The sequence below is a fragment of the Streptomyces lancefieldiae genome, assembly GCF_031845825.1.
Lineage (GTDB): Bacteria > Actinomycetota > Actinomycetes > Streptomycetales > Streptomycetaceae > Streptomyces > Streptomyces lancefieldiae.
The window spans coordinates 1-13173 of sequence record NZ_JAVRFH010000092.1; the positions used below are offsets into that span (position 1 = coordinate 1).

Genomic DNA, 13173 nt, shown 5'->3' on the forward strand with positions numbered 1-13173 from the left:
AACTGGCGGAGTCGGCGGGTCGACCTCCCGGCTTGGAGGACGACACTGCGTCGTGTGTGCTTGAGGACCTTGACGAAGGAGACCCGGTCAGGGTCCAGGCCCTCGCCGTCGGCCAGCCGCATGATGATCCGGTTCAAGCAGTGGTGGATGGCCAGGTGGGCCCAGATCTCCTGCCGTATCAGTTCGGGCGACGCCGACCGCAGCACTTCGGCCTTCCCGCGTTGGAAGGTCTTCAACTGCCGGTAGGCGGACTCGACCTCCCATCGCTCGTGATACAGGGCTGCCAGCTCGGGGGCGGGTCCGGCCTCGGGTTCGAGCAGGTCAGTCAGCAGCCGAATGGTCTCGCCGCCATCGACCTGATAGTCGATCACGCGCACCGTCACACCACCCGGATGAGATCTCCGCTGGCCGGCGAGGTTCAGCCGGGTCAAATAGGTCCCGTCGGGCAAGATCTCCATGGGCTTCGCCGCGATGAAGGTACGAGCCCTGATCAGCAGATGCGCTCCGGCCTGCGTGTAGGCCTTCCACAGCGCGACACCGGGGAAGCCCCGATCCATGATCACCATCATGCCGGCGGCACTGTCGGCCATCTCCGTCGCAAGCGCGGGCTCGCCTCCACCGCCCTTGAAGGTGCCTATCCGCGCGTCGATCGTCGCGTGCGTACCGGTCTCGGTCAGCGTCACCACCCTGGCCTGCGGGAACCCGACAGGCTGGCCAGCACTGTCCGCCCGCCCACCGAACGCGGCACGTGTCACATCGTTCTCCGGCACGTCCAGCACGAACCCGTCGACCGCGGCAACTCTCATCCCGCGCCAGAACGCCGCCTCAAGCGTCGGCGGGGCGATCGCCCCTGCCACCCGACGGAACACTGCCTCCAGTGGCGCAGCACCGAGCTGCTGCCGGGCCCTGGTGAACGACGATTTGTTCGGGATCGACTGATCCATTTCACCCAGTGCCTCAACCAGATTCTCCGCGACATCGTCATAGGAGTCCTGCTGGAACAACGCCAGAGCCAACACGAAGTAGATCATGAACCGACTCGACAGGGGACGGGGGTTGGAGTCCTGCCGGCCGCACGTGGCCAGTACCTCGTCCACCAACTCGGGAGTGATCCACTCGGTGAGCAACCCGAGCCGTACCTCATCCGATAACCCCACCCATGGATGCATGCCCGCTTCAACGACCGGCCGTCCCGCCGGGACACGGGTGTCTGCGGCATACAAGCAACGGCATTGGGACAACGGCGTCAAGTGGCGGGCGATGCCGGCCGATTTCCCGCCGTGGGCGCGTGTCTACGCGTTCTTCCGCCGCTGGCGCGACAACGGCCTGGTACGGGAACTGCATGACCGGCTCCGTGAGCGTGTCCGCCGGGCGGAGGGCAGGGCGCCGGAGCCGACAGCCGCCATTGTGGACTCGCAGTCGGTGAAAGCGGATGCCTCCGTCAAGAACGCCTCACGAGGCTACGACGGAGGGAAGAAGGTGAACGGCCGCAAGCGGCACCTCATCACGGACTGCCTCGGCCTGCTTCTTGACGTACTGGTCACCCCGGCGTCGACACCGGACCGGGACGCCGCCCGCACCATGCTGCCTGCTCTGCGTGAGAGCTTCCGCAAGCTGCGACTGGTCTGGGCCGACGGCGGCTACACCGGCCACCTCGTCGACTGGACCTCCCAGAACCTCGGGCTCACTCTCGAGGTGGTCAAACGCAGTGACGACACCCGCGGCTTCCGTGTGCTGCCCCGCCGTTGGGTTGTCGAGAGGTCGTTTGCCTGGCTGATGCGGAGCCGGCGCCTGGCCCGCGACTACGAAACAGAGCCGGCCAGCAGCGAGGCTGTGATCCTGTGGTCGATGACCATGGTGATGAGCCGCCGCCTCGCTCGCCGCGAAGTTGCTACGCGGCAGCAGCGGGCAGCGTGAAGCGGCCCGGCCTGTTCTCGGCCAGCCAACCCCGCTCCACCAGCCGCTTTAGCCTCCCCCGGGCACCCTCGACACGGGAAGGAACCGAGCTGTCCCAGCCCAGGGACACCGCCACCTGGCGAGCGGTCAAGCTGTCACCGGTCTGGCCGAGGGCTGCCATGATCAGCCGGTATTCGGCACCGAGAACATCGACCGGCACCCCGTTCTCCTTACGGGCCACCGTCCTGCGCGGGCCCGCCACCGCCGGCTCCCCGATCCCGTCCCCGGCCACGGCCGGCCTGTCCGGCTCCACTCCGACGGACGCGTCCTGCTCGGCCAGCGCCTCCAGATACTGTTCCAGGCCGATCACCCGGTGGTTCAGCACCTCTTCCGCTTCCACGAGAGCGGCCTGAACCCGCTCGAGCTCGGTCCGCAACTCCTCGACCCGCACCAGCGCCGCCTTCTCACGGCCCTCCAGCACTGCCCGCACCGACGGCATCCGCCCCTCCACATCACCAGGACAACCACGACGGCCTCAGCCTGCCCGCAACATGGAACAACCACCACTGACCTGCAGAAACCCGCACATCAGTTTCGGAAAAGAGACGGCTTCTAAAGGCTTGGGCTGGCGGTCACCGACGTCCGGCGTCGTCGTCACAGGTGCCCCACTGCCCGTGCGTCGGGTTCGAGGGTGGCGTTGTAGCGGGTGGCGGCGCCCACGCTCAGGCCGAAGAGCTCGTGCAGGATCCGGGCGTCGCCGCCGGCGGACCGGACTTCGTCGACGATGGGGGCGTCGCGGCAACTGGCAGGAGGCGGGGAGCGGCGGTGAAGCCAGGCTCCGCTGGCCGGGGCGTGGTCAGGGCGGGTTGCTGTGCCCCGGTTGCTACCGGCCCGTCTACAACAGCTTTTCCTCCCACAGCCTGATCGGTGCCGGTCCGATGCCGGTAATCGGCCTGTGCGGGCTGTGCGCCGAAGGCACTACGCACTGCTCGCTGTACGAGGCCGACGGCACCGTCGACCTCCGGCAGCGCGCCCTACTGCGCCCGGGTCAATGCCCGCTTCTGACATCTGAGGCGTCCAGGCTCAGTGCCAGGGAGGAGTATGCGAACCGTCCGGTTCCAGCCCATATGGCCACTGTCTTCCGCCAGTACCAGGTGAGGAACCGCTGGCATCGGCGGCCTGCCGGTAGAGAGTCTCGGCGCCCTCCCAGTCCCCGGCCTGCTCCCGCACCCACGCCAGGTCGGCCAGACGGCACGGCCGATCCGGCTGTCGAGTTCCACAGCCGTATCAAACAGGCCGAACGCCGCTTCCCCGAACTCCCGCTCGACACCGTCGTCGCCCACATCGACGCATACAGGAAAGCCACCGACTTCCACCGCAAAACTCAGTGGCAAGCGGATTCTCTAGACGACCTACCGGACCTGTCACGTCAGCAAGGAACTGCGATCGCTGGCGCCCTTGCCGCTTTCGGGACCGTGCAGAACGAAATCGACCGCCCCACCGGCTGACCGGCCGGACCGTGAGGCCGGCGAGACGGCACACCACTGCCCACACCTGACGGGATACCGGTACCCGAGCTCGGTACGCCACGGTCTGCTCCGGGCAGCCGGCCGCCACCACACGCAGAGCCGCCACCTCAGTTCATCGGCCGCGAGAAACAGACCGCGTGCCGTCCCTGCTCCAACCCGAGCAGCGGCGGCTTGGCGACGAGGTCGTGTCTTGCACGGATCGCGTCGTTCGCTGGGAACTCCGTAAGTCGTTTTACGGTGCCCTCCAGTGACTGTGCGCGAGGGACCGTGCCAGTGACGCAGGAGCTTCTATTCACACCGGCCCGGCCGTGCCAGCTCGCCCATCGTGGTCTCCAGGGCGTTGAGCGCTGGTAGGAGGTGCGGATGCTCCTCACCGAAGGCCACCAGCTTGCTCGCTGCTTCAAGGAATGCTCGCAGTCCGGTATCTGCGACAGACAGCAGCGCAGTCCCCTCGGGTGAAGACAGCCGAATGAAGATCCGTGGTTCGTTTTGCGGGTCAGCGTCGGGCCACACCACGACGTCGCCGATCCCGTTCTTGTGCTCCAGGCCCTTCTTCAGCAAGTCCCGGGCAAAGATCCACACAGTCTCGCCTTGGCCGTTGACCCGGAAGCGCGCTTCGACCGCATAGGGGTCAGATGCGCGGTAGATGAGCCGGGCGTGCAAGCTTGATGCCAGCGCGAGTGACTCACGCTCATCGAAGTGGACCAGCATCGGCAGCTCCGCAGACAACTCAGCTGTCCCGTCGACCACGGCTCGCCGTACTTTCGCTCTGTCTGTCCTTGTCGGCCGCCTGGGACCATGCCCTGGAGTGCCGCTTTCTTGCACTCGGGAAGCACGCTTGGTCGCAGCAATCGCCTTCGGCACCAGCAGTCCGCCACCGATTGCCATATACGCATCGGTGGTGAAGTGCTCAATGTGCACAAGCGTGGGCGGCACGGTGTACAGGAGCAGCCCTGTGGCTGTAGCGCACATCAAGGCTCCGCCTGGCTTCCCCCATGGGTCGGCCGATTGCCGAAGGTTGCGCAGTCGCTGCCAGGATCGCCATTCGTCAGCCCACGTCAGGGTGCAGGGTGGAAGACCTGTGGGTACAGCGATCTCCGGTGCGAGCGGCTGCACCTCCTGCAGGCTTGGGAGCGTGCAGGAGAAAGCGACCTGTGTTTCACCAAGGGTGTTGTGCGAAGCCGCCGCCACGGTGCCGGCCAGCGTCCTGTGCCACGACCTATGAGCGGTCATGGAGTCGTCGTCGGTGGTGCAGGGCAGCAGTGCGCCTCGGTTGAGGCTTTCACGGGTCGCCAGCCACAGTGCGTGTCGGTCTCTCGGCAGCTGCACCCACAACTTCGGTGCACGTCCCTCGCGCCTGTTGCTGCGGCCGGCGGGTGCACTGCGCAGCCAACCGAGAAGGACACCTGCCATCACGCTCTTACCGGTGATGAGTGTTCCGGCGAAGAGGTCGTAGACACTCCGGCTGGGTGCGGCTGGGCTCGCCTCGGCTGCCGGTGCGGCTTGGAGGGAGTTGTTGTCGGGTCCGTCGTCTGCCTGCGGATACCGGGTGCCGACGGGAGTGCCGAGGGACAGTCGCTTCCGGTGGACTGCTTGCGTCATGCGGCGCCGGGCTGTGGCGGGAATGTCTCCGGTCTCGGCAACGACGTGTGGCGCTCCCAAGCTGGAGGCCTCGAGCAGTGCGTCGAATTCTTCATCCGTCGCAGCGAGGTGGTCCATGGGTTCGTCCTTCCGGACGGTCATCGTGCTCCTCCTTCCCCGAATTCGGACTTGCCGGCCAGGTCGGTGAGGATGCGGGCGCGGAGTCGGCCGATGCGGCCTTCCAGCGCCTTCTCAGTCAGCCCCACCTCGGCGGCAGCCTGCTGCTGGGTGTAGCCCAGCGCTCGCAGGGCGAGTCCTCTGCGGACCGTGGTGTCGGTGATGTACGGGAGGATGCGCTTGATTTCGTCGTGGGTGGCTGCGGCGTAGAAGGGGTCGGTGGCGCGCTGGTCGGGGATGTCCCGGTCGCCGCCTGCTCCGTCAGGGTCGTTGGGCGCCAGGTGCAGTTCAGCCTGCCCCAACTGCATGCCGCGGAACCAGCGGATATAGACCGTGCGGAATGAGCGGATGGATGCGCCGACGAAGTAGGTGGTGAGGCTGGCCCCGCCGTCCGGGTTCCACTTTCCGCGGATGAGGCCGTGCTCGAGGAAGAGGTCCAGACCGGCGACGACGGTGTCGGTGGCGACTTCGGAGCGGTCGTCGGCGTCCCAGTCGGGCGCGGTCATGTGCGCGGGGACGGGCCGGCCGGCCCGGCGGGCATGGGCGAAGATCTCACCGCTGGCGGTCCACTTGTTGATGGTGCGCCACCCGTAGTCCATGAGGCGGGTGGTGGTCTTCTCGTACCGCGGGCCCTGGAAGTTGTCGGCGCGCAGGATGTCGACCATGCGGGCCTCGGCGGCGCGGCGCGCAGAACGGCTGGCTTCGTCCGGCACGGTTCCGGCGAGTGTGTGCTCCAGGCTCAACAGGCCCGGGGTGCTGAGCTCCTCATGCTCTTGGTCCTCCTGCAAGAGGCCCTGAGGGGCACCCCCCTGGAACGTCTCATCCGGCACACTCGCTCCCCTGCGCTCTGCCGCCCCCGTGGGCCCCGTTTCCAGCCTTCCGTGGACGTCATAGGCGTCGGCTGCCTCTCTCCCCTCGCCAAACCCACGAGCAATTTTTGTGACTCACGACACACCGCGAAGGGCGGGGGGAGAACCGCGGCCGACGGCTACAGCATTCACGACCACGCACCCCAACAGGGGCGAAATGCCGTCAAGAGAAACGGAGTTCACTAATGACCCAGAACACCCAGCAGTCCGGTGGCCAGCCGCTGCTCGCCCTGCGCAGCGCCATCGTGCTGCTGCTCGGCGTCCTCACCGGCATCGGCGCCGGCGTGCTGACCTACCTCGCGCAGCGCTCGCTGCCCGCCGCCGCTCTCGCCGCGGGCGCCGGTTTCGGAGCGGGCGTGATGTTCTTCCACACCATCATCAGCTGACCCGCACCACCCCCAAGACCCCCCGCCTTTGTGGCTCGCCTGCGCTCCCCGGCTGGCCGAGAGCGGCACGTTCGGCTGTCAAAGATGACCAAGACGACCACACTCTGTGTTCAACAGGTCATCAGTTGTGCCGGGGGGATGCCGCTGTGCCGGTCAAAGCGGTGAGTGTAGGGGAAGTACGGATCAAGGCGGTGGACGCGGACGACGCCAAGCTGCTGGCCGCAGTAATCGACCTGGGCAACCGCAACCGCAGGACCCTGGGGTTCCTGCCACACGCGGCGTTCCAACAGGCTGCCCAAGCTGGCACCCTGCTGGCGGCCGTCGAGGGCGCTCGGCTGGCCGGCTACGCCTTGTACGGCCTGCCGGCCGACAGGATCCGCCTGACCCATCTGTGCGTCGAGGACGCCTACCGTGGCCAGGACGTGAACGGACGCCTGGTCACGGAGATTTCCCGGCGGCATGCCGACCGGCTCGGCAACCTGCTCAAGTGCCGCAAGAACTACCGTCTGGAAAGATGTGGACCCGGCTGGGCTTCCAGGCGCGCACCGAGGTCGACGGCCGGGGCCGGACACGGGAACCGCTGGTGGTGTGGTGGCGCAGTCACGGCCACCCCGACCTGTTCACCGATCTGGAGTCGACCGCCCTGGTGCGCGCGGCGATGGACTGCAACGTCTTCGCTGATCTGCACAGCTCCTACGGCCGCAACGGGTCGGAGGAGACTCAGGCGCTTTCCGCGGAGTGGCTGGCCGGTCTGCTGGAACTGGTCGTCCTGCCCCAGCTCGTTGAGGAGATCCATGCCATCGAGCGGGACGCCGAGCGCAGGACCCAGCTGACCGCGCTGGATCACTACCGGCGGCCCCCGCTGGAGGAACCCGACCTCGAGCGGATGCGCCGGGCGCTGATCGAGGCAGCCTGGGAAGACCTGGGCCTGGAGCTGCCGCGTACCGGTAACGACCTCGAAGACCTTGCCTATGTCGTGCAGGCCCGCGCCGCGGGAGTGCCGCACCTCATCACTCGCGACGCCGGCCTGCTGGAGCTCAGCCCTGTGGCGGAGAAGGTGTGCGGGGTGCGCATCCTGCGGCCCGCCGACGTAGCGGTGGCCATCGACGAGCTGAGGCGGAAACAGGTGTATCAGCCCGGCAGCGTGCTCGGCACCGCCTTGCAGAGCACCGCCGTACCGGCCGGTCAGGAACAGCAGCAGGTGGTCTTCCTCAACAAGCCGGACGGCGAGAAGCAGAAGGCGTTCAAGACGCGGCTGCGAGACCTGGCGACCCGGCCCGACGAGTGGAACCGGCAGCAGATCGTCGACGGGGACGGCCGTCTGCTGGCTCTCTACTGTCACGGCATCCGCGACGGTGAGATGCACGTGCCGCTGCTACGGGTGGACGAGAACCATCCCCTTGGGCCCACCCTGGCACGCCAGCCAACGGCATTGGCCGTTGTCGACCACGTAGCGCACCGCGTCCAACATCACGCGGTGGCAATAGCTCTCCGGCCGGCCTCCCCGGCCCTGGAACCACGCCGGGACCGGCAGCAACGGCCGGACGACCTGCCACTCGGCATCGGTCATGTCCGAGCCGTAACACCGCACACGGTCCGGCCCGTCAGCCGCGTTGCCGAACCTGTGCGCGAGACAGTCACACGATGGAGACGGCGAGTTGGACTCCACGGACGCGACCACGAAAGACTGCAGCAACAGGGCCTCCCGGTGCTCGTTGGCTTAGACAACCCCGAGCTACCGCGAGGCCCTGCCTTCATGCACCGACCGCACCCCGATCACCCGAACAAGACCCTTGTTCGACCCCACAAACCCGCTGATCGGTAAGCGGATGACGTCTCAGGCCGACATACTGTGGGCGTGCTTGAGTACTTGCTTGCGACCGATGACGACGATTTCCTCGGGCCGGTGCGCTCGGATAGGTGTCCGGATGTGCTTCAGCCAAGGGGTTGGGGGGCGGTGCCAGTGGCTGGCGATGGCCACTACCGGATCGCTGTCGAAGGCATGGAGATTGAGTTCGCTTGGGAAATGCCCGGCCTTCAGGTCACGGTTCACGGCACATCAGACGAGCCCAGGGTTGAGGAGCTGGTGGCTACGATCGCGCGTCAGGTCGGAACCGAGCTCGCGGTGCGAGTCCGGGTAATCCCGCTCTAGCGCCGCTTCAGGCGACGTTGGCTTGGTTGACTACGGTTCGTAGTTGCTGGTCATGAGTGTGGTGGTTTCGCCAGATGATGTAACGGCGGATCATGCTGCCCTGCTCCTTGTGACTGGCGTGGTCGGTGCCGTCGAGGGTGAAGTAGCGCAGGGCGGTGAACTGGGCCTCGATCCGGTTGAGCCAGGAGCTGTTGGTTGGGGTGTAGGCGATCTCGACGTTGTTCGCGTCCGCCCACGTCGCGACCCGTTGGCACCGCTTCGTCGTCAGGTGCGGGGAGTAGTTGTCGCAGATGATGGCGATCCGCACCTGCGCCGGGTGCAAGGAGCGCAGGTAGCGGCAGAACTCCAGGTACTTGGATCGGTTCTTGGTCTTCTTGATGTGACCATAGAGCTGGTCTTTTCCCACGTCGTAGGCGGCGAACAGGTGCCGGACCCCATGCGGGCGGGTGTAGGTCGCCCGCCGCCGTGGCCGGGGGGCTCGGTCGGGGTCCTTGTGCCGGCCACTGCGTTCGGCCCACTGGCGTCCGGGGTGGGGCTGGAGGTTGAGCGGGCCGAATTCGTCCATGCAGAAGATGATCTCGGGCTCGCCGTCCTCGGGTATGACCTCGCCGTCGGCGATGGCGTAGAGATGCTCGACACGGGCCTTCTTCTGCGCGTAGTCCGGGTCTTTCGAGGTCTTCCAGGTCTTCACGCGTTGAAAGGAGACGCCTTCCTCGCGGAGCAGGATGCGCAGGCCCTCGTGGCTGATGTCGTCGACCACCCCCTCGGCGACCAGGAAGTCGGCCAGCTTGACCAGACTCCAGGTCGAGAAGGGCAGATTGTGCTCGACTGGCTTGGACTTGGCGATCTTCTTGATCTCCCGGCGCTCGGGCAGGGTGAACGTCTCTGGCCTGCCGCCTCTGTACTTCGGGTAGAGCGATGCGAACCCGGCGGTGTTGAAATTGTGGATCACGTCCCGGACCCGGTCCGCACTGGTGAACGTGACCTCGGCGATCTTCACCACGGGCATGCTCTGCGCGGACAGCAGCACCATCTGGGCCCGGCGCCAGGTCACCACTGCCCCTGTGCCGCGGCGGACGATCCGCAACAACCGTCGGCCTTCATCGTCGTCGATCTCACGGACGCGTACTCGTTCAACCACCCGCACAGCTTGACGGCCGCACGCCGACCAGGACAGTTCCCAAAAGGCGCGTCAGGTCACGACAGGGCAAACGTTGCCTGATGCGGCACCTAGATCGTCCAGCAGTTGCTGCTGCGCCACTGTCAGGTCGGGGTGCGGGGTGCGGTTGCGGAGCGGGGAAGAGTTGCTCGATGGCTTTGCGGGTGCGGGATCCGGAGCGGTCCCGGGCGATGCGGGGCAGGCATGCGTCGAGCGCCTCGCGCGCGGCGGCCGGCCCTGAGGTGGGCGGGAGCGCGTGGAGGGTGCGCTCGATGTGGCCGTGAAGGTCGCCTTCGAAGTAGTCGGTCACGTGCTCGAACGTGCTGCGGGCTGCGGCGGTGAGTTCCGTGACGGCCCGGCCGAGCAGGTCGGGGCCGACGGGCACGTCGTCGAGGCCGGCGAGGCGGACGAGGGCGGTGGCCGCGGCCCACCGCATCAGCGAGTCTGCGGCATCCAGGTACGGCGTGATGTCCTCGGCCGTGGAAGGGGGGCCGACGAGGCCGACGGCGAGCAGCGCGGTGGCTGCGGTGACCGGGTCCTTCTCGTGTGCGGCAATTGCGAGGAGGCGGGGCAGGGAGGTGGCGGAGAATTCGGGGAACCAGGCCAGGAGATAGGCGACCCGGGTCCGCAGACGGACGTCATCGTCGTCGAGCAGGACAAGAAGACCGGGGAGTTCGGCGAGGACCGCGTCGTATGACTGGAGCGCCGACCACCGGGAGTCGAACGAGTTGCCGGCCGCCACGTAGTCCCGTATCTCCTGCAGCTCTGCGCGCTTCTCGGGATCCGTCTCGACAGCCAGCTGCTCCTCGTACCACGGCAGAAGCTCCTCCGGCCCGCACTCCGCTGCGGCCGCGCGCCATGCGGCCACGTTGATACCGGTGGTCACGTCGTACTCGTCGTGCCAGTCCACAGCCAGGCGGGTGAGCAGCAGGAGCGTGTCCTCGCGGGCGGCCGCAGGCCCCGCAACGGCGATCCTCACGAGAAACGGCACGGCGACCGGCGAGGCCGAATACCTCGAGCCCTGATGAAAAATGCTGCTGAACAGGCTGATGAACGCCTGCTCCCGCGCCTCATCGTTACTCCCGCACAGGGTGCGTATACGCCCTGGAACGTCATGCGCCGACCCGTAGGCATGTGACAGGCCGGCCCAGTCCACATCGTCGAGCCCGCCAGCAGCTTCTCGTACTCGCTGATCATCGAAGAAGGATGGCAGGAGGCACTGACACAGCCTCCGTGGCCCAGCAGCAGCTGGCCCCGCCCAAACGACACTGGTCCGCAGCTTGCTGAAGGTGGGTGGGGAATCACGGTGAGCAGGTCCGAGGAATCTTCAAGCAGCCGGTGGGGAAATCCATGGAGCCTCATCAGGGGCCGGGGAGCCGTCGGCGGCACCGGCCTGACCGAGCCTTGGACGCGGGTACTTCCGGCTGCCGCCTGCTGCGGAGGCTGGGGTATCCGGCTGCGGTGCAAGGGCGTCAAGCAGAACCCCGGCGGCGGCAAGACAGCCGTCGGTCTGCTGGTCGCGAAGGGCACCCAGAACGAGGGCATCGGCAGGGCCGTGTACCTGCCGTCGGACACGTACCTGGTCACGCAGGTCCGTCAGGAGGCCGCTAAGCGCGATTCCGCCACCACGGACGAGACCCGTACGAGCCGGGGTTTTCTGGCATCCCAGGCCGTGCTGGTGACGAACTACCAAAAGCTGATCAACGGCAAGCCGGCCTTCGGTGTCGTCGGGGACGGCAAGGAGCCGCTCGGCCTGGGCACCGTCGTCGACGACGCGCACGCCGTGTCGGCGCAGACCGAGGACCAGTTCCGGCTGCGGGTGCCCGCCGGGCACCTGGCGTACGGCAAGCTGCTGCAGCTGATCGCGCAGGATCTGCGGCACCAGTCGACGAACGCCTGGTCGGGGCTGAAGGACAAGGACCCCACCGCACTGGCGCCGATCTCGTTCTGGGCATGGGCCGATAAGCGCGACGAGGTACGCCCGCAGCGAGAGGAGCGCGCCTTCACGTTCGTGTGGCCACTGCTCGCCGAGGTACTGCACCTGTGCACCGCGACGGCGACGTCGAAAGGGTCGGGATCAGGCCCTTGTGCCCGCCGATCGACCGCATCACCTCGCTCGTGCGCGCGGCGCCGGGTCTCCCTGACCGCGATGCTCGCCGACGACAGCGCCCTGGTCACCGACTTCGGCGCTGCCCCGGCACTCGTTGCCCGGCCCGCCATGCCGGGCAGTGCCGCGGATCTGGGGAACCCCTGTCGGCTTCCGAGTGGGCCTTCACGCCGCCTGTATTGCTCCCCGGCCGCATCACATCTGCTCCATCAGAATTGTCGGGGCCGGGGCAACTGTGGCGGCTACAGGTCCTGGACGGCGCGCAGGGCGGCGTCCACGCGGGTCATGGCCGCGGCGTCGATGGGGCCGAGGAGCTTGGCGCCGTCGAACCGGTCAACGCGCAGCTGGACGATGTTGACGGCGACGGCTGTGCACGGGAGTGGGTCTGCGATGACGACGGACATGGCGGTATCGGGGTAGCGGCCGCTTTCGTGGAGGACGATGCCGAGGACAGCGCCGTAGGCCTCTTCGAGGCCGGTGAGGCTGATGATCAGGACGTTGCGGCCGTCGGGAAGCGACCAGATTTCCCCACGGTTCACAGGGTGTCGCCCTCGCCTGCCAGGTCGTCGCCGAGGCCGAGCGTGGCGAGCTGCTTGGCGGCGTCGAGCGTGGCGGCGCGGCGGGCGGCTCGCACTACGTAGGCGTTGACGGAGAGGCCGGCCTCAAAGGCGGCAGCCCGGATTGAGGGGGCGAGTTCGTCCGGGACACGCAGGGTCATCGTGGTGACAGACATGATGGCAAGGATAGCCACCAGTTTCCGGTGGCGTAAGGCGGTTGCGGCATAGGCCGGTGAGGACATCCGAAAGCGGTACGTTCTCGCGTGTGCGCCGGGGGGAATCCGGCCGTCGCCGGATTTCGTCAGCCGGCGCGGGCCAGGTGGGCCGGCAGGAGGGTGACCGCTTGTTCCGTCTCACGTTCGATGGCGTGGGTGTAGTCGGTCCGTCCGTGGCGGGCACCGGCTTCCCGGTACGGGGCGCTGGCCAGGCCCCGGCAGATGAGAGGCCAGTAGTAGGAGGAGGAGCTGGTGATGTCGGTGGGCGTCCGGATCCGGACGCGGCCGCCGGGGCCCTCTTCCGGGGCCCCGTTGGCGGCGAGGGCGTCAACGGGCACGACAGCGGGTCTCCCCCGGTTCGAAACGAACGGTCGTCGGAATGGCGCCTTCGGCCGTCAGGCTGGGCGCGGAGCGGTGTGGTGAGTCGTCATGACCAGGTCAACGAGGAAGCTGCCGCAGGCCACGCCGGGGTGCTGCTGTGCACGGTAGGCACGGCGCGTTTTGCGCAGTGACGGCTGTGGTGGGGCGTGAGGCACACGCTGGAG

Annotated in this window: 13 protein-coding genes; 5 read left to right on the forward strand and 8 right to left on the reverse strand. The window is 67.4% G+C overall.

Translation table 11 applies throughout. The features are described 5' to 3' along the window. A partial coding sequence (locus tag RM812_RS38660) for an IS4 family transposase (protein WP_311585082.1) occupies positions 1–1169 on the reverse strand: 1169 nt, incomplete at its 3' end. On the opposite strand from RM812_RS38660, the gene RM812_RS38665 reads away from it, so the two are divergent. Further along, on the forward strand, positions 1168–1917 hold the full coding sequence (locus tag RM812_RS38665) for an IS5 family transposase (RefSeq protein ID WP_311585085.1): 750 nt from the start codon (positions 1168–1170) through the stop codon (positions 1915–1917). The two genes, RM812_RS38660 and RM812_RS38665, sit on opposite strands and share 2 nt — an antisense overlap. Here RM812_RS38665 and RM812_RS38670 read toward each other — a convergent pair. From RM812_RS38670 to RM812_RS38680, 3 genes are all read right to left on the reverse strand, one after another. Next, entirely contained in the window at positions 1892–2395 is a 504-nt protein-coding gene (locus tag RM812_RS38670) for a hypothetical protein (RefSeq protein ID WP_311585088.1), read from the reverse strand. The two genes, RM812_RS38665 and RM812_RS38670, sit on opposite strands and share 26 nt — an antisense overlap. Before the next feature lie 1318 nt (positions 2396–3713). Further along, positions 3714–5168, reverse strand: coding sequence for an SsgA family sporulation/cell division regulator (locus tag RM812_RS38675; protein ID WP_311585091.1), 1455 nt, complete (start codon positions 5166–5168; stop codon positions 3714–3716). Then, entirely contained in the window at positions 5165–5926 is a 762-nt protein-coding gene (locus RM812_RS38680; protein ID WP_311585096.1) for a sigma-70 RNA polymerase sigma factor region 4 domain-containing protein, read from the reverse strand. Before RM812_RS38680 ends, RM812_RS38675 begins: the two co-directional genes overlap by 4 nt. Positions 5927–6237: 311 nt before the next feature. On the opposite strand from RM812_RS38680, the gene RM812_RS38685 reads away from it, so the two are divergent. The 3 genes from RM812_RS38685 to RM812_RS38700 all read left to right on the forward strand — a co-directional run bounded on the left by RM812_RS38685 (position 6238) and on the right by RM812_RS38700 (position 8590). Beyond that, a complete protein-coding gene (locus RM812_RS38685) occupies positions 6238–6438 on the forward strand; it encodes a hypothetical protein (protein WP_311585098.1) in 201 nt (66 codons plus the stop codon). A gap of 583 nt (positions 6439–7021) precedes the next feature. Then, on the forward strand, positions 7022–8263 hold the full coding sequence (locus tag RM812_RS43445; protein WP_449657861.1) for a hypothetical protein: 1242 nt from the start codon (positions 7022–7024) through the stop codon (positions 8261–8263). A 33-nt stretch (positions 8264–8296) separates the two neighbouring features. Further along, positions 8297–8590: a hypothetical protein gene (locus RM812_RS38700; RefSeq protein WP_311585103.1), complete on the forward strand. Its 294-nt coding sequence runs from the start codon at positions 8297–8299 to the stop codon at positions 8588–8590. A gap of 7 nt (positions 8591–8597) precedes the next feature. Here RM812_RS38700 and RM812_RS38705 read toward each other — a convergent pair whose 3' ends face one another. Both RM812_RS38705 and RM812_RS38710 read right to left on the reverse strand, forming a co-directional pair. Beyond that, the gene (locus RM812_RS38705) at positions 8598–9731 is read right to left on the reverse strand and encodes an IS630 family transposase (RefSeq protein ID WP_311585106.1); all 1134 of its coding nucleotides are present in this window, start codon (positions 9729–9731) and stop codon (positions 8598–8600) included. After that, complete coding sequence (locus RM812_RS38710) at positions 9724–10905, reverse strand: HEAT repeat domain-containing protein (protein WP_311585108.1); 1182 nt, start codon at positions 10903–10905, stop codon at positions 9724–9726. Before RM812_RS38710 ends, RM812_RS38705 begins: the two co-directional genes overlap by 8 nt. A gap of 150 nt (positions 10906–11055) precedes the next feature. On the opposite strand from RM812_RS38710, the gene RM812_RS38715 reads away from it, so the two are divergent. Further along, entirely contained in the window at positions 11056–12276 is a 1221-nt protein-coding gene (locus tag RM812_RS38715) for a hypothetical protein (RefSeq protein ID WP_311585111.1), read from the forward strand. Positions 12277–12391: 115 nt separating this feature from the next. Here the strand turns inward: RM812_RS38715 and RM812_RS38720 are convergent, their stop codons facing one another. Continuing rightward, entirely contained in the window at positions 12392–12589 is a 198-nt protein-coding gene (locus tag RM812_RS38720) for a toxin-antitoxin system HicB family antitoxin (RefSeq protein WP_311585114.1), read from the reverse strand. A gap of 125 nt (positions 12590–12714) precedes the next feature. Beyond that, positions 12715–12966, reverse strand: coding sequence for a hypothetical protein (locus RM812_RS38725; protein ID WP_311585117.1), 252 nt, complete (start codon positions 12964–12966; stop codon positions 12715–12717). Between the last annotated feature and the right edge of the window lie 207 nt (positions 12967–13173).